Below are 22331 nucleotides of genomic sequence, written 5' to 3' on the forward strand. Positions count from 1 at the left end.
AGCACCAAGGAAAGGTAAAGAGCTTGGTAAAGTAAAAACCAAATCAGCAGGTCAGAGACGCTTTACCAATGCTTGGTGCGGGGTCCGTGCTCAGAGGTGCCGACGGATCTCCGGCATGAGGTCCTGGAAGGTGCGGCCGTTGGCCGGGGCGCCGAGGGCGGTCATCGTCCAGCCGGAGCCCGCACGGTGCACCTTGGCCATGATCTGGGCGGTGTAGTCGCCCCCTCCGGCCAGGGTGTAGCGGGCGAGTTCCTGGCCGTTGGTCTCGTCCACGAGCCGGCAGAACGCGTTCTGCACCTCCTGGAACGTCTGGCCGGTGAAGGAGTTCACCGTGAAGACGATCTGGTCGATACGGGCCGGGACGCGCTGCAGGTCCACCAGGATCGCCTCGTCGTCGCCGCCCTGGCCGGCACCGCCCACGAGGTTGTCACCGGTGTGGCGCACCGAGCCGTCGTCGCTCACCAGGTGGCGGAAGAAGACGACGTCCTGCGGTTCCTGGCCGGCGAAGAGGACTGCCGAGGCGTCCAGGTCCACCTCGCGGGTGCGGGAGCCGAACAGCCCGCGCCGCTTGGCCGCCTGCCAGCCGAGCCCCATGCGGACCGCGGTCAGGGTGGCCCCGTCGTTCTTCTCCAGGCTGATGGCCTGGCCCTTGGACAAGTTGACGGACACGGCTGAATCCCCTCTCGACAGTCCCCTGCTGCCGCGCCGGGCCGTCGCACGGCGCGGTGGTTCAGACCCTACGCAGGGCGGCCGCCGGTACCGACCCCAGCCCGCGCTTTGTGTCGGTGTTGCAACACTTGACACACAAATGCCGAGGTCGGCGGAGGGGCGAGGTCAGGCGAGGCCGGCCTCCCGCATCTGACGCAGCTCCTTCTTCATCTCGGAGACCTCGTCGCGCAGCCGGGCCGCGATCTCGAACTGCAGCTCCGCGGCGGCGGCCCGCATCCGCTCGGTCATCTCCTCGATCTGCTCGGCCAGCTCGGCCGCCGGACGGTCCGTGGGCACGGCCTTGCCCTTGGCGGCCTTGCCGGCCTTCGCGCCCTTGGCCGCCTTGTCGCCGAGCGACGGAACGGGCGCCTTCGCCCCCTTGCCGTCCTTCGTCCTGCGGTAACCGGAGCCGAGGAGCTGTTCGGTGTCGACCTCCTCGCGGGCGATCTGCGCCACGATGTCGTTGATCTTCTTGCGCAGCGGCTGCGGATCGATGCCGTTGGCCTTGTTGTAGGCGATCTGCTTCTCCCGGCGGCGGTTGGTCTCCTCGATGGCCCTCTCCATCGCCGGGGTGATCTTGTCGGCGTACATGTGGACCTCGCCGGACACGTTGCGCGCCGCGCGGCCGATGGTCTGGATCAGCGAGGTGCCGGAGCGCAGGAAGCCCTCCTTGTCGGCGTCCAGGATCGCCACCAGCGACACCTCGGGCAGGTCCAGGCCCTCACGCAGGAGGTTGATGCCGACCAGGACGTCGTACTCACCGGCGCGCAGCTCACGCAGCAGCTCGACGCGGCGCAGGGTGTCGACGTCGCTGTGCAGATAGCGCACCTGGATGCCGAGCTCCAGGAAGTAGTCCGTGAGGTCCTCGGCCATCTTCTTGGTCAGCGTGGTGACGAGGACCCGCTCGTCCTTCTCGGTGCGCTTGCGGATCTCGTGCACCAGGTCGTCGATCTGTCCCTCGGTGGGCTTGACGACGACCTGCGGGTCGACCAGGCCGGTGGGGCGGATGATCTGCTCCACGACACCGTCCGAGCGGGACAGCTCGTAGGCGCCCGGGGTGGCCGACAGGTAGACGGTCTGCCCGATGCGCTCCTGGAACTCCTCCCACTTCAGGGGGCGGTTGTCCAGGGCGGAGGGCAGGCGGAAGCCGTGGTCGACCAGGGTCCGCTTGCGGGAGGCGTCGCCCTCGTACATCGCGCCGATCTGCGGGACGGTGACGTGCGACTCGTCGATGACGAGCAGGAAGTCGTCCGGGAAGTAGTCCAGCAGGGTGTTGGGCGGGGAGCCGGGGGAACGGCCGTCGAAGTGCATCGAGTAGTTCTCCACACCGGAGCAGGTGCCGATCTGGCGGAGCATCTCGATGTCGTACGTGGTGCGCATCCGCAGCCGCTGGGCCTCCAGGAGCTTGCCCTGCTTCTCCAGCTCGGCCAGGCGCTCCCCCAGCTCCTTCTCGATGTCGTTCACGGCCCGCTCCATGCGCTCGGGACCGGCGACGTAGTGGGACGCGGGGAAGACGTAGAGCTGCTGGTCGTCGCTGATGATCTCGCCGGTGAGCGGGTGGAGCGTGGACAGCGCCTCGATCTCGTCGCCGAACATCTCGATGCGGACGGCCAGCTCCTCGTAGACCGGGAAGATCTCGATGGTGTCGCCGCGGACACGGAAGGTGCCGCGGGTGAAGGCCAGGTCGTTGCGCGTGTACTGGATGTCCACGAAGCGGCGCAGCAGCTCGTCCCGGTCGATCTCGTCGCCGACCCTGAGGGGGACCATGCGGTCCACGTACTCCTGCGGTGTACCGAGGCCGTAGATGCAGGACACCGAGGCGACCACGACGACGTCGCGGCGGGTGAGCAGCGAGTTGGTGGCGGAGTGGCGCAGGCGCTCGACCTCCTCGTTGATCGAGGAGTCCTTCTCGATGTAGGTGTCCGACTGGGGGACGTACGCCTCGGGCTGGTAGTAGTCGTAGTACGACACGAAGTACTCGACCGCGTTGTTCGGCAGCAGCTCGCGGAACTCGTTGGCCAGCTGGGCGGCCAGTGTCTTGTTCGGCGCCATCACGAGTGTGGGGCGCTGGAGCTTCTCGATCATCCACGCCGTGGTGGCGGACTTGCCGGTGCCGGTCGCGCCCAGGAGGACGACATCCTTCTCACCGGCCTGGATGCGCCGGGCCAGGTCGGCGATGGCCGCCGGCTGGTCGCCGCTGGGCTGGTAGGGGCTGACGACCTCGAAGGGCGCCACCGTGCGTTCGATGTGGGAAACGGGCCGCATGTCATCCACCGTACGACCCCGCACTGACAACCGGTTCTGATCAGCGGTTCTGCGGGGTGCGGGGGCGGTGGTGCCCGGCCCGGCGGACCGGCCCGTGCTCCTGGTGGACGGCGGGGCCGTGGGCCGCGTGGGAGGCGACGGCGGCGGCCGGGACGCCCGGCTTGTGCTCGACGGGCGTCCAGTCGGGCCCGCCCACGACCATCAGCGGATCGAAGACCACGACCACACCCGCGATGAGCAGGAAGGCGAGCGGGCCGATCAGCATCGGTGCGAGCGAGGACGCCGCCGGCCCGCTCCCGGCGGGGTGGGTCGCGCCGTCGAGGTGGACGCCCAGGGCCGCCATCCCGGTGTAGTGCATGCCGCTGACCGCGAGTCCCATGACGAGGCTGGCGCCCACGCTCCACGCGAAGCCCCGTACCTGTCCGGCGGCCCACAGGGCGGCGGTGGCGGCCACGACCGCTATGACGACGGAGGCCGCGACGGTGTAGGTGTTGTAGGTGAACTGCCCGTGGAAGCGGACGCCCGCCATGCCGAGGTAGTGCATCGAGGCGACGCCAAGGCCGGTGATCGTGCCGCCGGTGAACAGCGGAGTGCCGGTGGCGCCCCGGTAGCCGACGATGAAGACGCCGATGCCGACCATGACGATGGCGAGCCCGAGGCTCGCGTAGGTGAGCGTCTTGTCGTAGTGGATCGGCGTCTCCTTGATGGTGAAGCCCATCATGGCGACGAAGTGCATGGTCCATATGCCGGAGCCGATCGCCGCCGAGCCGAGGGCCAGCCAGGCGGGGCGCCGGGAGTGCGTGACCAACAGCGACCGCGTGGTGCAGCGCAGGCCGAGGGCGCCACCGAGGCAGGCCATCAGATAGGCCACCAACGGGGTGACGGCCCCGTAGCTGAATCCGTCGACCGTGCCTTGCATCCGCGGCTGCCCTTCCGCCTTCTTGCGTCCCGGAATACCTGAATGTGCCCCCGTCCCAGGACGGCGCGGGCGGTCAGGGTTGTCGCAGAGAGTATGACTCCCACCGGAATGGTCGAACGACTTTCCGGCAAAGAAACACGTCCTTGTCGCAGATGTGCGTCCCCGGTGAGCGGGCTCGGGACGCCTCCTTCGGTATGTGGCCATCCTGCGCCGGGTGCCGTTGACGCTTTGCTGTCAGTCTGGTGCTGTCGGTATCCCTCGACGGGAGGAGTACGCATGTACGCGCGCGCAGTCGCCGGGACGGTCATCGCGGCCCTGGGAGCGGCGGCGGTCCTGCTGAGCACCGGTCCCGGCGCCCGGGCGGGCGACGGGGTCGTGCCCACCGTGATCGCCCACCGGGGCGCCTCCGCCTACGCCCCCGAGAACACCCTGGCCGCCATCGACAAGGCCGCCCAGCTGGGCTTCTCCTGGGTGGAGAACGACGTCCAGCGCACCAAGGACGGTCAGCTGGTCGTCCTCCACGACGACACCCTGGCGCGCACCACGAACGTCGAGGAGGTCTTCCCCGGCCGGGCTCCGTGGAAGGTGGGGGACTTCACCGCCGCGGAGATCGCCCGGCTGGACGCGGGCAGCTGGTTCTCCCCCACGTACGCGGGCGCGCGCGTGCCGACGCTGAAGCAGTACATGCGCCGGGTCGAACGCAACCACGAGAAGCTGCTCCTGGAGATCAAGAGCCCGGAGCTGTACCCGGGCATCGAGAAGCAGACGCTCAAGCTCCTCCGCAACGAGGGCTGGCTGGACGGCCGGCACCGGAACCGGCTGATCGTCCAGAGCTTCAGCGCCGACAGCGTACGGACCGTCCACAGACTGAGGCCGGCGCTCACCACCGCGTACCTGGGTACGCCCGCCGTGACGGAGCTGAAGGACTTTGCACGCTTCACGGATATGGTCAACCCCCAGAACGGGTCACTCACCCAGGAGTACGTGTCGGCGGTGCACGGCCTGCGCGGGCCGCACGGCCGGCCGCTGAGAGTGTTCACCTGGACGGTGGACACCGCGGCCGGCGCCCGCCGGGTCGCCGGCTACGGAGTCGACGGGATCATCACCAACAAGCCGGACGTGGTGCGGGACGCCCTGGATTCGCACTGACCCGGCGAGCGTTGTCAGTGCCGGGTCGTACCGTGGGCGCATGGACAGCCTTGGGCAGGACGAGCAGCGGGCCGTATGGGCCGTGGTCGGCACGGACATCGGCCCGCTGATGCTGGCGGCGACCCGGAACGGCCTGGTCAACGTGGTTTTCCACGCTTCGGACGCGGTGCGCGACCGGGCTCTGGAGCGGCTGGCCGCCCGACTGGGCGGCCGGCTCGTGGAGGATCCGGACTCCCCGCTGCTGGCGGAGGCGATACGCCAGCTCCGGGCGTACTTCGCGGGCGAGCGGCACCGTTTCGACCTGCCGCTGGACTGGTCGCTGAGCTCCGGGTTCAACCGGCAGGTGCTGCGCAAGCTGGCGTCCGGTGTGCCGTACGGCAGCGTGGTCGGGTACGGCGATCTGGCGGGGCGGGTCGGGCAGCCCGGCGGGGCGCAGGCGGTGGGGGTGGCGATGGGATCCAATCCGCTGCCGGTGGTGGTGCCGTGCCACCGGGTGGTGGAGAGCGACGGCGGCATCGGCGGTTTCGGGGGCGGCCTGGAGACCAAACGGAAGCTGCTCGCCCTGGAGGGTGTGCTGCCGGAGCCCCTGTTCTGACCGGCTCCGGGCGCGGCCGGTCGTGGTACCGCATCTCGAAGATCTTGCCGCACGGCTGGTCGTGGTGCCGGGCTCGAAGAGCCGGTCGGCGATACGGCTAGGCGTAGTGCCGGGCCTCGAAGACGTTGCCGTCGGGGTCGCTGAAGTAGAAGCTGCGCGCGGCGGCGCCGCGGGCGCCCGACAAACCGGAGTCGATGCCGGACACCGGGACGCCGTGCTCCTCGAGGCGGCCGCGCAGGGCTTCGAAGGCGTCGGCCGGCAGGGCCAGGCAGACGTGGTTGACCGGGTGGCCCGCGCTGTCGGCCGAGCCGGGCAGCATCTCCATCCGTGCGGCCAAGCCGTGCGGGGCGAGGTCGAGAATGGTCTCCTCGTTGACACGTACGGACGGGAAGGACACCGTCCCCTCCGTGTACTCGGCGACCCCGATCGGTTCCAGGCCGACGGCCGTTTCGTAGAAGGCGGCCGCGGCGACCGGGTCGGCCACCCACAGGACGACGTGGTCGAGGCGCGTGCTGTTCTTCGTCATACGCACCAGGCTGGTGGCCTCCCGGGCGGCCCACAAGCGTTTGGCCGGGTCCCGGTGCCGCCAGAGATGAGAGAGAGCCGACGGACAGGAGGCGGGCACATGGCGCTGGTGGTGTCGGAAGAAGTCCGGGAGGCGATGGGCGCGCGGCGGCCGGTGGTGGCCCTGGAGTCCACGATCATCGCGCACGGTCTGCCCCGCCCTCGCAATCTGGAGGTGGCACTCGAACTGGAGGAAGCGGTACGGCGGGAGGGTGCCGTGCCGGCGACCGTCGCCGTGCTCGACGGGCGGCCCCGGGTCGGTCTGGGCAAGGAAGAGCTGGAACGGGTCGCGAACGAGGAGATACGCAAGCTGGGCCACCGTGATCTGCCGCTCGCCGTGGCGGCGGGGGTGAGCGGAGCGACCACCGTCTCGGCGACGGCGCGGCTGGCCGCGCTGGCGGGCATCCGGGTGTTCGCCACCGGCGGGCTGGGCGGTGTGCACCGGGAGTGGACGGTCACCCAGGACGAGTCGGCGGACCTGGGACTGCTGGCGCGGACCCGGATCACGGTGGTGTGCGCGGGCGTGAAATCGATCCTGGACGTGCCGGCCACGCTGCAACGGCTGGAGACGCTGGGCGTGGCCGTCGCCGGATACGGCACGAACCGGTTCCCGGGCTTCTATCTGGCGGACTCGGGGCATCCGGTCGACTGGAGGCTGGACACTCCGGAGCAGGTGGCCGCCGTCATGCGCGCGCAGGACGCGCTGGACGCGCCGGAGTCGGCGCTGATCGTCGCCAACCCGGTTCCGGAGGCGGAGCAGCTCGATCCCGCTCTGCACGCGCGCGTGCTCGCCGACGCGCTGCGCGCCTGTGCGGAGCAGGGCGTCACCGGGCAGGCGGTGACACCGTTCCTGCTGGACCATCTGGTACGGCACACCGATGGTGCCTCGCTGCACGCCAACCTGGCCGCGGTGCGGGGCAACGTACGGCTGGCGGCGCGGATCGCCACGGAGTGGGCCAGGGGGTGAGCGCGGACCGGCACGGAAGTCTGCTGGTCGTCGGGGACGTGGTCACCGATGTGGTCGCCCGGCACCGGGGGCCGCTCGCGGCCGGCACCGACACGGCCGCCGCGATCCGGACGCTGCCGGGCGGCGCGGGCGCCAACGTGGCCTGCTGGGCGGCGTACACGGGCGCGGCGGACGTACGGCTGCTGGGGCGGGTGGGCGCGGACGCCGTGGCCTGGCACGAGCGGGAGCTGGTCGCGGCCGGGGTGCGGCCCCGGCTGGTGGTGGATCCGCAGGCGGCGACCGGGACGGTGATCTGCCTCGTCGACACGGGTGCGGCAGCCGAGCGGACGTTCCTGACGGACAGCGGGGCGTCCTTGCGGCTGGGCCCCGCCGACTGGTCGGACGCGCTGCTCGACGGGGTCGACCGGCTGCATTTGTCGGGCTATCTGCTGTTCACGGAGTCGAGCCGGGCGCTCGCCGGGACGGCGCTCGCGGCGGCACGCGCGCGAGGGGTGCCGGTCAGTCTGGATCCGGCGTCGGCCGGCTTCCTGGTGGAGCTGGGGGTGGACCGTTTTCTGGCGTTCGCGCGGGGACTGGACGTTCTGCTGCCCAGCCGGGACGAGGCGTGCCTGCTGACCGGGCTGCCGGATCCGGCGGACGCGGCGGCCAAGCTGAGCCGTCTGGTGCCGTTGGTGGTGGTCAAGGCCGGTGCGGACGGGGCGCTGGTGGCCCGGCGCGGTGCCGTGCCCACCCGGGTTCCGGCCCTGCCGGTGGCGCCCCGCGACACCACGGGTGCGGGTGACGCTTTCACCGGCGCGTTCCTCGCCGCCCTGCTGGCGGGCGCGGGCCCGGAGGAGGCGGCGGCGCGGGGCTGCCGGGCGGGTGCGGAGGCGGTCCGCCGGGTCGGCGGCAGACCGCCGCATCGGGACGGCTGGAGCTGAGCCCCGCAGGCCGTCGCGCTCCCGGCACGACCGGGGCGTTGTGGGATCGAAGAGCGTGGCGAAGGCGTCGCAGCGTCGGCCCGCCTCGTTCCGCCGGTTGTCCAGGAGGTACCCGTCGGCCGGCGTCGCGCCCTCGATCTTGCCTCCCGGTCGCCCGGGATCCCCGGTTCCGCCGTCGGTTGTCCACAGACGGGAACAAAGCGGAACTCCCTGTTCCCACAGGCCTCCACGCACTTTTCCCAGGACTGGCAGACTTGCGGGGCAAGGCGCGGAAGCGTCCCGCTCGGAGATCCACACGAGGAGATCCACATGTCCATGGCAGGGAATCTGCGGAAGGTCACGGGGCTGGGCAGCGTCGGCGGCCTGCGCAAGGTGGCACGGCTGGCCCGGCGTCGGCCGCGCGTGGACCTGAGCCATCCCGCCAGATCGCCCCTGGGCTCCTCGGTGGTCAACTGCGTCACATATCAGGACGGCGTGCGCGTCCCGGGGTGCTCCGACCTGGTGGATGCCGTGCGGCTGGTACGCAAGACCGGCGAGGGCTTCGTCTGGCTCGGGCTGCACGAGCCGACGGAGCGTGAGTTCGCCGGGGTCGCCGAGCTGTTCGACCTGCACCCCCTGGCGGTGGAGGACGCGGTCGAGGCCCATCAACGGCCGAAGCTGGAGCACTACGGGGACACGCTCTTCGCGGTGTTCAAGACGGTCTGCTACGTGGAGCACGAACGGCTGACGGCGACCAGCGAGGTGGTGGACACCGGCGAGATCATGGTGTTCGTCGGCGAGGACTTCGTGATCACGGTGCGGCACGGACGCCATGGCTCGCTCGGCCCGCTGCGCGAGGAGCTGGAGACGGACCCGCAGCAGCTCGCCAAGGGGCCGGCGGCGGTGCTGCACGCGATCGCCGACCTGGTGGTCGACGACTATCTGAACGTCACGGACGCGGTGCAGGGCGACATCGACCAGGTCGAGACGGAGGTGTTCTCGGAGAACGGGGCGCGCCTCGATCCCGGCCGCATCTACCAGATGAAGCGTGAACTGCTGGAGCTGAAACGGGCGGTGGTGCCGCTTGGCCGCCCGGTGGAGGACCTGGCGACCCGGCCCATCCGGGTCGTCGACCCCGAAATACAGGCGTACTTCCGGGATGTGCTCGACCATCTGATCCGGGCCAAGGAGCAGATCGCCGCGTTCGACGAGCTGCTCAACTCCATTCTGCAGGCGCACCTGGCACAGGTGACCGTCGCGCAGAACGAGGACATGCGGAGGATCACGGCGTGGGCCGCGGTGATCGCCGTGCCGACGATGGTGTGCGGGGTGTACGGCATGAACTTCGACCACATGCCGGAGCTGCACTGGCGGTTCGGCTACCCGCTGGTCATGGTCGTGATGGCGACGGCGTGTCTGGCGCTGTACCGGGGCTTCCGGCGCAACGGCTGGCTCTGAGAGCGCGGGCACACCGGGGTCGCGCGGCAGCGGTACGGCCGTGAGGCTCCAGGACGCCGGCTCCCACGGCTGTCCGGTTGCCCGGCCTGCCCGCCCGCCGGGTCAGCCGCTCCAGGCGGGGTGGCGCGGGTCGTCGGCGCGGACCAGCACGTCCGCCGTGCCGGCCGGGTCGGCTTCGGCCTCGTAGCGCTCGAAGGCGGGGAGGGTCCAGTGGTCGGCCTCGGGGGTGCGGCGGCGCAGAGCGCCCGGGGAAAGGAGGAGATGCACGGTCAGATCGAAGGGGAACCAGTGACGCAGCAGGAGCGGACCGTGGAGGAGGAGAATCCCGCCGGGCGGGAGTTGGACATAGGGGCTGCGGGTGGCCCGGTCCGTGACCGGGTCCCATAGGTCGGGCAGGATCCGCCCGCTGCCTCCGGGATCGAGCGGGCCGAACACCTCCCGCCACAGGGCGCCCGTGTCGAACCATCCGCTGTAGTACGACTCCGCGTCGCGCCGCCCGTGCTCCAGGCGCAGCGAGGCGGGGCGCAGGAAGCCCTCCGCGCCGATGACCAGGGAAGGGCGCCCGCGGACGCGCAGTGCCTCGCCGACACGCGTGGCCAGGTCTCCCGGCTGGGCGGCCGGGGCGCCGTCGAAGCCGACGCGCGGCCAGGCCCCTCCGTCGGCCGGCACCGCGTCGGCCAGCCGGTCGGCGAGCCGCTCGGCCAGCCGGTCCCAGGTGATCGCTTCGAGTCGCACGAAGCCATGATGCCGGGTGGCCCGGTGGAGCGACGAGGACGGTCGGGCACCGACGCCGACCATGCCATGGGCCATGGGCATGGCGGGCGGGGCGGCTGGGTGGCCCCTCGTGACGCGGGGTTGGTGGTACGGGCGCGGGGTGCGACGCCCAAAGACACGAAGACGCGGTGACACAAGGTCTCGCGTAAAACCGGGCAGAAAGCGCTGTCCATCGCTCTGCGCGGGGGCCTGTGGGGACGTATCGTGGCGGGAAGAGTGCTGCCCGATGTCGGACGGACCTTCGTACACCCGGCGCCTGTGGTGCCCCGTACGCGAGGAAGACGCCATGGCCGATCCCAAGGGGTTCATGACCACGCCGCGCCAGGAGTGGCCGCGGCGGCCCGTCGAGGAGCGGGTGCGGGACTGGGACGAGGTGTACGTCCCGGGAGCGCTGCTGCCCATCATCAGCGAGCAGGCCGACCGCTGTATGGACTGCGGCGTACCGTTCTGCCACCAGGCCTGTCCGCTGGGCAATCTCATCCCGGAGTGGAACGACCTGGTCTCGCGGGAGGACTGGCGGGCCGCCTCCGACCGGCTGCACGCGACCAACAACTTCCCGGAGTTCACCGGGCGGTTGTGTCCGGCCCCGTGCGAGGCGGGGTGTGTGCTGGCGATCAACCAGCCGGCCGTCACCATCAAGAACGTCGAGTGCGCGATCGCCGACCGGGCGTGGGAGGAGGGCTTCACGCCGGCCCGGCCGCCCGAGCGGCTGTCCGGGAAGACGGTCGCCGTCATCGGCTCCGGGCCCACCGGGCTGGCCGCGGCGCAGCAGCTCACCCGGGCCGGGCACACGGTCGCGGTGTACGAGAAGGACGACCGGATCGGCGGGCTGATGCGGTACGGCATCCCCGAGTTCAAGATGGAGAAGCGGCATCTGGAGCGGCGGATCGGGCAGATGCTGGCCGAGGGGACGAGGTTCCGCACCTCGACGGCGGTCGGCCGGGATGTTCCGGCGGCCGAGCTGCGGGGCCGGTACGACGCGGTGGTGATCGCGACCGGCGCCACGGCGTGGCGGGAACTTCCGGTACCGGGCCGGGAGTTGAACGGGATATACCAGGCGATGGAGTATCTGCCGCTGTCGAACCGGGTGCGCGAAGGGGATCTGGAGGTCTCGCCGCTGTCGGCCGCCGGCAAGCACGTGGTGATCGTCGGCGGCGGGGACACCGGGGCGGACTGTCTGGGCACGGCGGTGCGCGAGGGGGCCGCGTCCGTCACCCAGCTGGACATCTACGCGCAGCCGGGTGCGGAGCGCGACGAGGACAGCGACCCCTGGCCGACGTACCCGAGGATCTACCGGCTGTCGGCCGCGCACGAGGAGGCGCGGGAGCTGCGGACGGCGCCGGCGGCGGACGCGGACGCCCGGCTGTTCGCGGCGTCCACGCTCCGCTTCACGGGAGACGAGAGGGGGAATGTGCGGTCACTGCATCTGGTGGAGGTCGACGAACGGCGGCTTCCGCTGCCGGGTACGGGGCGGGCGCTCCCGGCCGATCTGGTGCTGCTCGCCCTGGGGTTCTCCGGGCCGGACCGGGAGGACGGTCTGATCGAGCAGCTGGGGCTGGCGCTGGGGCCGCGCGGCACGATCGCCCGGGACGACGGGTTCGCGACCAACGTCCCCGGGGTGTTCGCCGCGGGCGACGCGGCGCGCGGGCAGTCGCTCATAGTGTGGGCGATAGCGGAGGGCCGCGCGGTCGCGGCGGCCGTCGACCGCTATCTGACGGGGAGTTCCCGGCTCCCGGCCCCGATCACCCCCGCGGACCGGCCGATGACCGTCTGAGCGACGGCACCGCCGACCGCCCCCAAGGGCGCCGCCCGGGCGACGCGTACCACCCGACTGCCCCTTCCCGGCACCGCCTGGCCGACCCGCACCACCCGGCTCCGTCCCGCGGCGCCTGGGCAACCCGCACCACCCGGCTCCGTCCCGCAGCGCCTGGGCAACCCGCACCACCTGGTCCCTTCCACCGCCGGCCGGACGACCGGCCGCCACCGGTTTCGCCGCCCCACGGACCGGACCGCCTCGACCGGCCCACGGACCGGCATCCCACCGTCGGCCCGCCCTCAGCCGGTGCGTTCGTCCGTGCCCGCCACCTTCGCCGTGGCGAGGGCCACCCGGTTCCAGGTGTTGATGGTGAGGATCAGGGACAGGACCTGGGCCAGTTCCCGTTCCTCGAAGTGGGCGGCGGCCTCGGCGTAGACGGAGTCGGGGACACCGCCGTCGGCGATCAGGGTGACCGCCTCGGTCAGGGCCAGCGCGGCCTGCTCCTTGGGGGTGAAGAAGTGCCGGGCCTCCCGCCAGACGGCGACCAGATGGAGCCGGTCCTCGCTCTCCCCGGCCTTGCGGGCGTCGTTGGTGTGCATGTGCAGGCAGTAGGCGCAGTGGTTGAGATGGGAGGCGCGGATCTGGATCAGTTCGACCAGGGCCGGGTCCAGGCCCGCGCGGGCGACGGTGTCGAAGCGGATGATCGCGCGGTAGACCTCCGGCGCGGCCTTCGCGAAGTCCAGGCGGGTGCGGGCCGCCTCGGCGGCGGCGATCCCGGCGGCGGGATCGAAGGTGCTGCCGAAGGTGCTGTCAGCAGCGCTGCCGGAGGGGCTGATGGTGTGCGTGTCCGTCGTCATGTGCTCCACCGTAGGAGCCGGAAAGACCGATAGTAGGGTGCATTTCCATGGCGGAATCGTGGGTCAATTACGCGGAGCGGATCGGCGTCGACCTGCATCTGGAGCTGTCCGGACCGGGTGGCCGGCGGGCCGCGCTGACCCGGGCGCTGCGGGAGGCCGTGCGCGGTGGCCGGCTGGCCCCGGGCACCCGGCTGCCGCCGTACCGGTCGCTCGCCGCGGACCTGGGCGTGGCCCGCAACACGGTGGCCGACGCCTACGCGGAACTGGTCGCGGAGGGCTGGCTGACCGCCCGGCAGGGATCGGGGACCCGGGTCGCCGAGCGGGCGCGCCCGTTGCGCCGGGCCGTGGGTGCGCCGGCCCAGGCGCCGGCACGCGCGGGTGGCCCGCGGCACGATCTGCGGCAGGGCAGGCCGGACGCCTCGGCCTTTCCGCGCGCGGCGTGGGCGGCCTCGTACCGCCGGGCGCTCCAGGCGGCGCCCAGCGAGGCGTTCGGGCCGGGTGATCCTGCCGGGCGCCGGGAGCTGCGGGAGACGCTGGCGGAATACCTGGCACGCGCGCGTGGGGTGCGTACCGAGCCGGACCGGATCGTGATCTGCTCGGGCTTCGCGCACGCGCTGCGACTGCTCTTCGGCCGGGACGCGCCGGGCTCGACAGGCGGGGCGGGCGGGGCAGGCGGGCCGGCCGGCGGCGGGGTGCTGCGCGGTCCGCTGGCGGTGGAGGCGTACGGTCTCGGATTCCACCGGGACCTGCTCTCGGCGGCCGGTGTGCGCACGGTGCCGTTGCCGCTGGACGAGCACGGCGCGCGGGTGGTGGCGCTCGGGCCCGAGCGGGCCGTGCTGCTGACGCCCGCGCACCAGTTCCCGACCGGCGGACCGCTGGGTCCGGAGCGCCGGGTGGCGGTGATCGACTGGGCACGCGCGCGGGGGTCGGTGGTGCTGGAGGACGATTACGACGGCGAGTTCCGATACGACCGCAGGCCCGTCGGCGCGCTTCAGGGACTCGACCCGGAGCGGGTGATCCACATCGGGTCGGTCAGCAAGAGTCTGTCGCCGGCGCTGCGGCTGGGCTGGATGGTCCTGCCGGAGCGGTATGTGGAGCCGGTGCTGGCGGCGAAGGGCGAGCGGGAGGGGTGGGCGAGCGTGCCGGACCAGTTGGCGCTCGCCGACTTCGTGGCCTGTGGGTCGTACGACCGGCATGTGCGGCGGATGCGGCAGCGGTACCGGGGCCGGCGTGACCGGCTGGTCGCCGCGCTGGCCGAGCGGGCGCCGCACATCGAGGTGACGGGCATCGCGGCGGGGCTGCACGCGGTGCTGCGGCTGCCGCCCGGCACGGAACGGACGGTGGTGGAGGCCGCCGCGCGGCGGGGCGTCGCCCTCGACGGTCTCGCCGCGTTCCGGCACCCGGACGGCCCGGCGTCGGCCGGCGACGGCCTGGTGGTGGGGTACGCGGCCCCGGCCGACCACGCCTACGGGGCGGCGCTGGAGGCGCTGTGCGAGGTGCTTGCGGCGGCGTGATCCCGTACCGCCGCGGGCGGCACTCCTGCGGCGGAGGAGGCCCATGACGACTGGGGCGACTCCCCTACGGCCTGCGGGCCGCCGCGCCGTACCGCGGGATCACGCCGTCGTCCTGGCCTGGTATCGGCTCGCCCGGTCCGGGGTCCTGGCGGTGCACGAACTCCACGCCGGGGCCCACCAGGTCCAGGTCGCTGAAGAAGCGGGGGAATTCCTCGCGTGCGGGGAGGCGCGGTCGACCCTCGCCGTCACCGGCTCCCGGCGGTCCGGGCCGGCGGTCGCCGGCCCATCGCCTCGTCGAGGGGGTGGTTGTCCTTGCCGCCGGGATACCGGTCGTCCATCCGCGCGGGACGCGGCCTGCCGGTGTCGGTCTCGATGGCCGTCGGGTCCGGCCCTGTCCTGCCGCGTTCCGTGAGCGTCGGACGCGGGGACCCATCAGATCGGGGTCACGGGAGGGAAGTCGAACGCAATGATCAAAAGCCTCGACGGGGCGCCGGGCCGGGCCGCCGGCGAGTTCAGGACAGCAGGAAGTCGGCCACCCCCGCCTTGGCGCCCTCTATGAACGCGGTCATCTCGGCCATGGTGTAGATCAGCGCCGGTCCGTCCGGGTCGGTCGACTGGCGTACGGCGATCCGGCCGTCGGCGAGCTTCATGGCCTCCAGGCAGTTGCCGCCGTTGCCGCCGCTCCAGGGTTTGTGCCACCCCTCGCTGCCCAACTCCCGCGCGGGCATGCCGTTGTAGACGCGTCCGCGCGGCCTGATGCGATCCATTCACAGCTCCTTGCGGAGATCCCGGAGGATCTCCTTCGTGCGTTGTGCCGTAGCGGCCTGTGCCGCCATGCGGTCCATGACCTCCAGGTGGGTCGCCACCTCGGCGCGCGCGTCCAGATAGACGGCGCCGGTCAGGTACTCGCTGTAGACCATGTCCGGCAGTTCGGACATGGCGAATCGGAACAGCACGAAGGGCCCGTACGTCCCCGGGTGCGGCCCGTTGGCGAACGGGGCGACCTGGAGCGTCACATGGGCCAACTCCGTGGCCTCAAGCAACTTGTCGATCTGTGCGCGCATGACCTCCGGGCCGCCGACCGGACGGCGCAGCGCGGTCTCGTCCATCACCGCCCAGAAGCGGGGGGCGTCGGGGCGGGTGAGCAGGGCCTGGCGCCGCATGCGCAGGTCGACATGGCGCTCGATGTCGTCCGGGCTGGTCTGGCCGATGGCGCCGGACCTCAGCACGCCACGCGCGTAGTCCTCGGTCTGCAGCAGCCCGGGGACGAAGTGCGGCTCGTAGGAGCGGATGAGGCTGGCCGCGCCCTCCAGGCTGACGTACATGGAGAACCAGCCCGGCAGGATGTCGTGGAACCGCTGCCACCAGCCGGGCCGGTTCGCCTCCTCGGCCAGCTGGACGAAGACGTCGGCCTCGTCGTCGGGGACGCCGTAGGCCTTCAGCAGCAGTTGCAGGTACGGGATTTTGAGGGCGACCTCGGCCGTCTCCATGCGGCGGACGGTGGCGGGGGCGACATGGAGGACCCGGGCGGCCTCCTCGCGCTTCAGCCCGGCGCGCTCCCGCAGGTCCTGCAGGCGCCGGCCGAGGACCACCTGGCCCACCGTCGGCGCGGACCGCGGTTCGCTCACGCTCCCACCTCCACCGAAAGCCTCCGAAAGTTTCCCGACAGCCCTGCGGCGCCATTCGAAGACTCATTCGAAGACCGGGCCCGATCTCCGACGACTCCAATTGGCGCCGCGCGAGGAACTGTTGCGAGCAGTGTGCCACGCTCCCTGACAGAGTCCACAACACTCTGCATTTTTCAGAGTGACTCTTGCCAAGTGTCCGCGACGGGGCGATAGTGGCAGGCGTGATTCCGTCCGCGCCTTTAGGAACAGACGCCGCCGCCGGCCGTACCGGTCTCGGCGCCGAGGGGGGCATCCCCGCGCGAGCCGGTTCGGGCCTGGTGGAGGGGGCACCCCTCCAGGGAGGCGCCGCCGGACGCAGGTTCCGCTTCGAGCTGGCCGCACATCCGGGTTCCGTCGCCCAGGCGAGACGTCTGACCCAGGCCCGGCTGTCCGGCTGGGCGGTCTGCGCGGACACCTGTGACAGCGCGGCCCTGGTCATATCCGAGCTGGTCACCAACGCCATCGTGCACACCGCGAGCAGCCGGGTCGTGTGCGAGCTGCACGACCACGACGACATGGTGCGCATAGCCGTCCGAGACGAGGGCTGTGCTCCTGGCGAACCCCACCCGTCCCCGCAGCGACCCGACGAGGAGCACGGGAGGGGGTTGCTTCTCGTCGACGCGCTGTGCCGGGCCTGGGGCGCCCAGGAGCACGGCCCCGGCCTGCTGGTCTGGGCCGAACTGCCGCGCGGCACCGACACCGCCCAGGAGGCGGACACCGCCCAGGACGCGCCCGAGCCGCGCGCCGACCTGGGCTGGGGCGCCCGCCCCAAGCCGGGCCGCACCGAGGACTCCGGGGAGGACCAGCAGTCCGCGGCGGAGCGGTACCTGCGGGAGTCGGGGCGCTACGACGGCGACGCCCTCCACGCCGAGCGGCACCCGCACACGGCGTCGGCGGAGCTGCCGGCGGAACACCCGTGCCGCACGCCCGGGCAGCGTCGTCACCGGGAGCGGCCGTGACGGGCGCCGTCGGCGCCGGACGGACCGGCGACGCCGGAACCGGGGACGCCGGAACCGGTGCCGGGGCCGACTCCCATGCCTGTACCGGGTCCCCTGCCGGTGCCGGGTCTCATGCCGGTGCCGGTTCCCGTTCCCGTACCGCTGCCGGTCCGGAGGGCGCCTTCGGCTTGGACACGCTCGTCCGGATGCAACGCCGGCGGTCGGCCCCGGACCAGGACGCGGGTCAGCCGCTGTCGCTGCCGGACGGCATGACCGCGCCGCTCGGCTGGGACGCCGTGGCCGTGCCCGACCGACTGGGCCCGCTCGTCGTACCCCGGCTGCCGCGGGTCGGCTGCGTGTACGCCGACGGCTCCCAGTGGTGGTGGATCGTGCCGTCGGACTCCGACTACGCCCTGCCCTGGCCGTCACCGGCCCGCTACACCACGGGCGCCATGGTCACCGGCACCGCCCGGCTGATCCACCGCCCGGCGGGCACGGTCCCGTACACCCCGCCGATCCCGCTCTACCTGGCCCTGTGCCGGGTGACGGGTACGGCCCCGGACTGGTCACGGGCCTCGTCGGCGTAACCCGCGCACTCCCCCGCACTCCCCCGCGCGTCCCCCCACCCCGTACCTCTCCTCACACCCCCGTACGCCTCGTCAGAGCCTGTCCGACCGGCTCACTCGGACGGTTCGGCGCCGCGGACGATCACCAGGAACGCGTCCGTCGCGAGGTCCATGACGACCTCGGCGGGCATGCCTTCCATCCGTCGCGCGTGCGCGAACTCCTCCGCGGGCCAGGAGCCGCGCGGACCACCGGCGGGAAAGCGTTCGAGCACCCTTCGCCCGTTCACCATCTCGACCTCCAGAAGCGTCGTACGTGCAAGGAGTCAACGCTCTGGAGAACGCCCTGGTGAGGAAAACGCCTCGCCCGGTGACGGTACTGAGACCTAGCCGACACCGGTTCGGCGCGGACGGTGAGGATCCGTTCCGTATCAGTAGTCGTACTCGTCGTGCAGCCGCAGCCGGTCGCTGCCGGCGGGGTTGCGGCCGAGCGCGGTCAGGTCGAGCAGGGCCGCGGTGGTGCCCAGCACGTCCAGCCCGTCGTCGTACAGCGAGTAGGTGTGGAAGACCCGGTCGTGGTCGCGCAGGAAGCAGCTGACGCCCGCGCGTTCGACCAGTTCGCCGTCCGCCTCGACGGTGGCCTCGAAGTCGCGGTTGAAGTCGCTGTGCGCCGAGGAGTACCAGGGCACCGCCCAGCCCATCCGCGCCTTGAACGGCAGGATCCGGGTGAACGGTGCCCGGGACACGGCCGCGAAGGAGGTGTTGCGGGCACGCAGATGGGCGAGGTGGCCGACCTGGTCCAGGAAGGCCGCGCAGCACGGGCAGCCGGTCTCCCACTCCGGCGCGAACATGAAGTGGTGGACGACGAGCTGGGCCCGGCCCTCGAAGAGGTCCAGGAGGGTGGCCTTGCCGTCGCCGCCCTCGAAGACGTACTCCGGGTCGACCTCGACCATGGGCAGCCCCCGGCGCTCGGCGTCCAGGGCCTCGCGTGCCCGCCTGACCGCCTCCTCCTTGCGCCGCAACTCCTCGCGCGCCGCGCGCCACCGCTCACGCGAGACGATCTCCGGAAACGACATGAGCCCTCCTGTCCGACGGTCGGTCCGAGGGTGGTGACCGTCGGCGCGCGCGGAACTCATCGCCGCGAAGGGGGAGTTTTTCGGCCAGTCTCACCGGGCTCCCATGCCACCCGCGTTCCGCCGGGCAGCGGGCTCAGGCGGGGCTCAGGTGTCGTACTCCTGGACGCGCCGTCCATGGCCGCGCGCGGTCAGCCCGGGCAGCCGCCGCGTCAACTCCCGTACGACGTCTTCCACGTCGAGGGTGAGCAGTACGCGGTCCCGCATCAGGACGCGGCCGTCCACGATCGTCGTCCGGACGTCGGCCGCGCGGGCGCTGTGCACCAGGGTGGCGGCGAGGTCGTGGACCGGCTGGGTGTGCGGGCCGGTGAGGTCGACGAGGGCGATGTCGGCGCGCCGGCCGGGCGCGAGGCAGCCGATCCGGTCCCCGAGGCCGACCGCGCGGGCGCTCTGCGAGGTGGCGTGGTGCAGGGCCTGCCGGGCGGTCAGCCAGCGCGGGTCGCCCTCGGCGGACTTCTGGATCAGGGACGTCAGCGCCATCGCCTCCCACACGTCGAGGGAGTTGTTGGAGGCGGCGCCGTCCGTGGCGAGGCCGACGGGGACGCCGGCCGCGCGCAGGGCCCGTACCGGCGTGGTCGTCGGCCAGGCGAACTTCAGATAGCCGCGGGGCGCGGTGGCCACCGCCGTACGGCCGCCGGTGCGTTCCAGCAGCGGCAGGTCCCGCTCCAGGATGCCGGTGCCGTGGGCGATGAGCAGGTCGGTGCCCAGCAGGCCGGTGCGGTCCAGGATCTCGACGGGGGTACGGCCGTGCCGGGCCAGGCTGGTCTCGGTCTGGTCGCGGTTCTCGGCGGCGTGGATGTGGACGGGCAGGCCGTGCGCGCGGGCGAGTTCGGCGGTGGCGGTGAGGTCGGCGTCGGTGACGGTGTAGGGGGCGTGCGGGGCGAGGGCGGTGGTGACGCGGCCGCCGGCGGCGCCGCGCCGGCGGAGCGCGAACTCCAGCGACGCCTCCCGGCCCCGGGGCCCCTGGCCGGAGAAGTAGACCTGCCCGAGGTGGGCGCGCAGGCCGCACTCGGCGACGACGTCGGCGACCGTGTCCATGTGGAAGTAGTGGTCGGCGAAGCAGGTCACCCCGCCCCGGATCATCTCGGCGCAGGCCAGCCGCGCCCCCAGTGCCACGTCCCGCTCGGTGAGGTTGGTCTCGACGGGCCAGACGACGTCGTTGAACCACTCATCCGTCGGGAGGTCCTCGGCGAGCCCTCGCAGGGCCACCATCGGCGCGTGCGTATGGCAGTTGATCAGACCGGGCAGCGCGACCTGCCCGCGCGCCTCGATCCGTGTCACGGCCGGTACGTCCCGGGCGGCGGCGGCCGGGGTGACCGCGTCGATCACCCCGTCACGGACGACGATCGCGGCGTCCTCGCGGAATCCGATCCGTTCCGCTCCGTCGTGCACCAGGACGGCACAGCCGGTGACGACGAGGTCGGCGGAGGAGTCGCCCGGGGTCCCAACGGCACTCATGCGGCCAACGTACGCTCGGTACGGCCGCGACGGCTCGGTCACGACGGCTCGGTACGGCTACGACGGCTCCGTCACGTCGGCTCGGTAGGGCTACGCGGCGACGGGCAGCGGTACCCGTACGCCCCCTCGTTCCAGCCGCTCCAGCTCCGCCAGTGCCTCGCGCAGCCGCCGGAGGTGCCGGGGGGTGAGCCGCCCGGTGTCGTCGAGGTGCACGGCGCAGGCCGTGGTGGTGTCCACGAGCCGTTCCAGCGCCTCGGCGACGGCGTCCGTGCCCTCCGTGTGCCGGGCCAGGGCGGGCAGTTCGGCGGCGGCGTGCGAGATGGCGGTCCGGGCCTCGGCGAGGGTCCGGTACGCCTCCCGGCGCAACGCCCACCGCTCGGCACGGTCACCAGGCCCTTCGCCCGACGCCCACCGCTCGGCACGCCCACCGGACTCCCCGGACAGCACCCGCCCCTCGGCCCGGCCCCCGGGCCCGGCCGCGTGCTCGTGCCCGGGCGGGCCCAGGACGTGCAGCAGGTAGGCGTGTGCCGCGCCCCCGGCCGCCGTGAGCCGGTCGCGTACCCCGCCGCCCCGCTCCCCCGGCATCGGCAGGTGTCCCACGACCAGCACGAGCGCGCAGGCCAGCAGGGTCTCGCCGATCCGGCCGGCCGACGCCTGCGGTTCGCCACCGGCCATGATCAGGGCGAGGACGAGGACGGTCACGACGGCGGTGAGCGCCGCGAAGTGCCGGGTGGCGACCGGTATGAGCGCGCCGCACACCGCCACCAGCGCGATCAGTCCGGCCGGGCGGGGCAGCAGCGCGGCGAGTCCGGCGAAGACCAGGGCGCCGAGGACGGTGCCGGCGGCCCGGCACAGCACCCGGGAGGCGAGCGGGCCGAGGTCGGGCTTGACGAGGAAGACGGCGGTGGCGGGCAGCCAGTACCAGTGCGTGTGCGGCCCGTACCAGCGGGCGTGGTGCAGGGCCTGGGCGATGGCCGCGCTGGCGCCGAAGCAGAGGGCGACGCGCAGACCGTACTCGCGCCCGCCGGCGCCGAGCGCGGCCCGCAGCGCCCGGCGCGGGCCCCGGCGCCGGACGGGCAGCCCGCCGTGGCTGCCCTCGCCCCGGTCGAAGGCCTCGGCGGCGCGCAGCAGGGCGTCGTCCAGGGCGCGCAGGGCGGGGAGCACGGGCGGTGTCCCGGGGGCGCGGAGCCGGCCGGAGGGCAGGTGCGGGGCGGGCAGCGGGCCGGGGCCGGTGTCGGCGCGGACGGCCGCGGCGAGCCGCCGGGGTCCCTGCGCCGCCCGCGCCGGCACCGGCTCCCCCGCCCAGCACAGGGCGGTGGCGGCCTCGGCGAGGGGCAGCGCCGCGGCGAACCGCGCGTGCAGCCGGCGTTCGGCGGCGCAGGCGGGGCGGCCGCGCAGCCGGGGTCCGGCGAGGGCGTCCTGGGCGTGGTCGAGCGCGGCGGTCAGCGCGGCCCGCCGGGCGGTGGCGTGCGCGCCGCCCGCGGCTTCGACGAGCGCGGCGATCGCGTCGTACACGGCGGCGACCGCGGCCCGCTCCCCGTCGAACCGGAAGTCCCCGGCGAGCGAGCCGGGGGTGGGCAGGACGAGCCGCAGCACGAGCAGCCAGCCGGCCCCGGCGAGGAAGGCGAGGGCGCGCTGCCAGCCGGGGTCGGCCGCGGGCATCCCGGCGCCGACCGCCGCGGCGACGAGCAGCTGGGTGCCGGCGGCGGAGGCGACGGGCCCGACGGCGCTGATACCGCCGGCGGCCAGGCCGAGCGCGGTGAGCACCAGGGTTAGCGGTACGGCGGTCAGCCCCTGTCCGGCGTACGTTCCGACGAGCAGCCCGGCCGCTCCGGCCGACGCGGGTACGCCGAGCCGGCGCACGGAGGCCCGCCGGCCGCCCGGCCGGTCGTTGATGCCGGCGAGCATGGCGCCGATGGCGGCGAGCACCCCGAGGGCCGTCCGGCCGAGGAGCATCCCGGCGAGCAGCGACGGCCCGGCGGCGAGGGCGCCCCGGCACACCGCGTTCCAGGGGACGGGTTCGCGCTGGGCGCGGAAGGCGTGGGCGAGCCAGGGGGGTACGGCGGGCCGGGACACGGGGCTCCTGTTCATTCGAGGGCGGGGGTGGGCCTTCGGACGACGGTGGCCGGTGGAGGTGGCTCCACGGT

Annotated in this window: 21 protein-coding genes and 1 pseudogene; 9 read left to right on the top strand and 13 right to left on the bottom strand. The window is 72.9% G+C overall.

The features are described 5' to 3' along the window. Positions 1 to 90: 90 nt before the first annotated feature. From IE251_RS08765 to IE251_RS08775, 3 genes are all read right to left on the bottom strand, one after another. Positions 91 to 669 carry a TerD family protein gene (locus IE251_RS08765; RefSeq protein ID WP_189752331.1) on the bottom strand — a complete coding sequence of 193 codons (579 nt, stop codon included), beginning with the start codon at positions 667 to 669 and terminating at the stop codon, positions 91 to 93. A 165-nt stretch (positions 670 to 834) separates the two neighbouring features. Beyond that, on the bottom strand, positions 835 to 2973 hold the full coding sequence (gene uvrB / locus IE251_RS08770) for an excinuclease ABC subunit UvrB (RefSeq protein ID WP_189752332.1): 2139 nt from the start codon (positions 2971 to 2973) through the stop codon (positions 835 to 837). Between the two features lie 40 nt (positions 2974 to 3013). After that, on the bottom strand, positions 3014 to 3892 hold the full coding sequence (locus tag IE251_RS08775) for an MHYT domain-containing protein (protein ID WP_189752333.1): 879 nt from the start codon (positions 3890 to 3892) through the stop codon (positions 3014 to 3016). A gap of 276 nt (positions 3893 to 4168) precedes the next feature. On the opposite strand from IE251_RS08775, the gene IE251_RS08780 reads away from it, so the two are divergent. Next, positions 4169 to 5041 (top strand): glycerophosphodiester phosphodiesterase, encoded by an 873-nt coding sequence (locus IE251_RS08780; RefSeq protein WP_189752334.1) that lies wholly within the window; start codon positions 4169 to 4171, stop codon positions 5039 to 5041. A gap of 40 nt (positions 5042 to 5081) precedes the next feature. Continuing rightward, complete coding sequence (locus IE251_RS08785) at positions 5082 to 5636, top strand: methylated-DNA--[protein]-cysteine S-methyltransferase (RefSeq protein ID WP_189752335.1); 555 nt, start codon at positions 5082 to 5084, stop codon at positions 5634 to 5636. A gap of 97 nt (positions 5637 to 5733) precedes the next feature. On the opposite strand, the gene IE251_RS08790 is transcribed toward IE251_RS08785, so the two are convergent. Then, entirely contained in the window at positions 5734 to 6162 is a 429-nt protein-coding gene (locus IE251_RS08790; protein ID WP_189752336.1) for a VOC family protein, read from the bottom strand. 99 nt (positions 6163 to 6261) lie between these two features. Here IE251_RS08790 and IE251_RS08795 point away from each other — a divergent pair, with 99 nt between their 5' ends. From IE251_RS08795 to corA, 3 genes are all read left to right on the top strand, one after another. Beyond that, entirely contained in the window at positions 6262 to 7167 is a 906-nt protein-coding gene (locus IE251_RS08795; RefSeq protein ID WP_189752337.1) for a pseudouridine-5'-phosphate glycosidase, read from the top strand. Continuing rightward, positions 7152 to 8087 carry a carbohydrate kinase family protein gene (locus IE251_RS08800; RefSeq protein ID WP_189752338.1) on the top strand — a complete coding sequence of 312 codons (936 nt, stop codon included), beginning with the start codon at positions 7152 to 7154 and terminating at the stop codon, positions 8085 to 8087. Before IE251_RS08795 ends, IE251_RS08800 begins: the two co-directional genes overlap by 16 nt. Before the next feature lie 309 nt (positions 8088 to 8396). Continuing rightward, positions 8397 to 9524 carry a magnesium/cobalt transporter CorA gene (gene corA, locus IE251_RS08805; RefSeq protein WP_189752339.1) on the top strand — a complete coding sequence of 376 codons (1128 nt, stop codon included), beginning with the start codon at positions 8397 to 8399 and terminating at the stop codon, positions 9522 to 9524. A 102-nt stretch (positions 9525 to 9626) separates the two neighbouring features. Here the strand turns inward: corA and IE251_RS08810 are convergent, their stop codons facing one another. After that, the gene (locus IE251_RS08810) at positions 9627 to 10259 is read right to left on the bottom strand and encodes a nucleoside/nucleotide kinase family protein (protein WP_189752340.1); all 633 of its coding nucleotides are present in this window, start codon (positions 10257 to 10259) and stop codon (positions 9627 to 9629) included. 325 nt (positions 10260 to 10584) lie between these two features. On the opposite strand from IE251_RS08810, the gene IE251_RS08815 reads away from it, so the two are divergent. Then, a complete protein-coding gene (locus IE251_RS08815) occupies positions 10585 to 12072 on the top strand; it encodes a glutamate synthase subunit beta (RefSeq protein WP_189752341.1) in 1488 nt (495 codons plus the stop codon). Between the two features lie 281 nt (positions 12073 to 12353). Here IE251_RS08815 and IE251_RS08820 read toward each other — a convergent pair whose 3' ends face one another. Beyond that, complete coding sequence (locus IE251_RS08820) at positions 12354 to 12911, bottom strand: carboxymuconolactone decarboxylase family protein (protein ID WP_189752342.1); 558 nt, start codon at positions 12909 to 12911, stop codon at positions 12354 to 12356. A gap of 47 nt (positions 12912 to 12958) precedes the next feature. On the opposite strand from IE251_RS08820, the gene pdxR reads away from it, so the two are divergent. Continuing rightward, positions 12959 to 14425 carry a MocR-like pyridoxine biosynthesis transcription factor PdxR gene (gene pdxR, locus IE251_RS08825; RefSeq protein ID WP_189752343.1) on the top strand — a complete coding sequence of 489 codons (1467 nt, stop codon included), beginning with the start codon at positions 12959 to 12961 and terminating at the stop codon, positions 14423 to 14425. Between the two features lie 64 nt (positions 14426 to 14489). Here pdxR and IE251_RS42305 read toward each other — a convergent pair. From IE251_RS42305 to IE251_RS08840, 3 genes and pseudogenes are all read right to left on the bottom strand, one after another. After that, positions 14490 to 14651: pseudogene (locus IE251_RS42305) on the bottom strand (SAM-dependent methyltransferase); the annotation flags it as partial. A gap of 286 nt (positions 14652 to 14937) precedes the next feature. Continuing rightward, entirely contained in the window at positions 14938 to 15192 is a 255-nt protein-coding gene (locus IE251_RS08835; protein WP_189752344.1) for a DUF397 domain-containing protein, read from the bottom strand. Beyond that, positions 15193 to 16053: a Sco1979 family transcriptional regulator gene (locus IE251_RS08840; RefSeq protein WP_189752345.1), complete on the bottom strand. Its 861-nt coding sequence runs from the start codon at positions 16051 to 16053 to the stop codon at positions 15193 to 15195. It lies immediately after the preceding gene. Between the two features lie 212 nt (positions 16054 to 16265). On the opposite strand from IE251_RS08840, the gene IE251_RS08845 reads away from it, so the two are divergent. Both IE251_RS08845 and IE251_RS08850 read left to right on the top strand, forming a co-directional pair. Beyond that, positions 16266 to 17051, top strand: coding sequence for an ATP-binding protein (locus IE251_RS08845; protein ID WP_189752346.1), 786 nt, complete (start codon positions 16266 to 16268; stop codon positions 17049 to 17051). A 185-nt stretch (positions 17052 to 17236) separates the two neighbouring features. Next, entirely contained in the window at positions 17237 to 17617 is a 381-nt protein-coding gene (locus IE251_RS08850; RefSeq protein WP_189752347.1) for a hypothetical protein, read from the top strand. Positions 17618 to 17709: 92 nt separating this feature from the next. Here IE251_RS08850 and IE251_RS08855 read toward each other — a convergent pair whose 3' ends face one another. The 4 genes from IE251_RS08855 to IE251_RS08870 all read right to left on the bottom strand — a co-directional run bounded on the left by IE251_RS08855 (position 17710) and on the right by IE251_RS08870 (position 22275). Then, positions 17710 to 17886 (bottom strand): DUF8839 family protein, encoded by a 177-nt coding sequence (locus tag IE251_RS08855; RefSeq protein WP_189752348.1) that lies wholly within the window; start codon positions 17884 to 17886, stop codon positions 17710 to 17712. A 138-nt stretch (positions 17887 to 18024) separates the two neighbouring features. After that, positions 18025 to 18669, bottom strand: a complete 645-nt coding sequence (locus IE251_RS08860) for a DUF899 domain-containing protein (protein ID WP_189752349.1) — start codon at positions 18667 to 18669, stop codon at positions 18025 to 18027. Positions 18670 to 18813: 144 nt separating this feature from the next. Beyond that, positions 18814 to 20184: an amidohydrolase gene (locus tag IE251_RS08865; protein WP_189752350.1), complete on the bottom strand. Its 1371-nt coding sequence runs from the start codon at positions 20182 to 20184 to the stop codon at positions 18814 to 18816. A gap of 90 nt (positions 20185 to 20274) precedes the next feature. After that, a complete protein-coding gene (locus IE251_RS08870; protein WP_189752351.1) occupies positions 20275 to 22275 on the bottom strand; it encodes an FUSC family protein in 2001 nt (666 codons plus the stop codon). Positions 22276 to 22331: the final 56 nt, after the last annotated feature.

Origin of the sequence: Streptomyces eurythermus (genome assembly GCF_014649115.1) — a bacterium.
Lineage (GTDB): Bacteria > Actinomycetota > Actinomycetes > Streptomycetales > Streptomycetaceae > Streptomyces > Streptomyces eurythermus.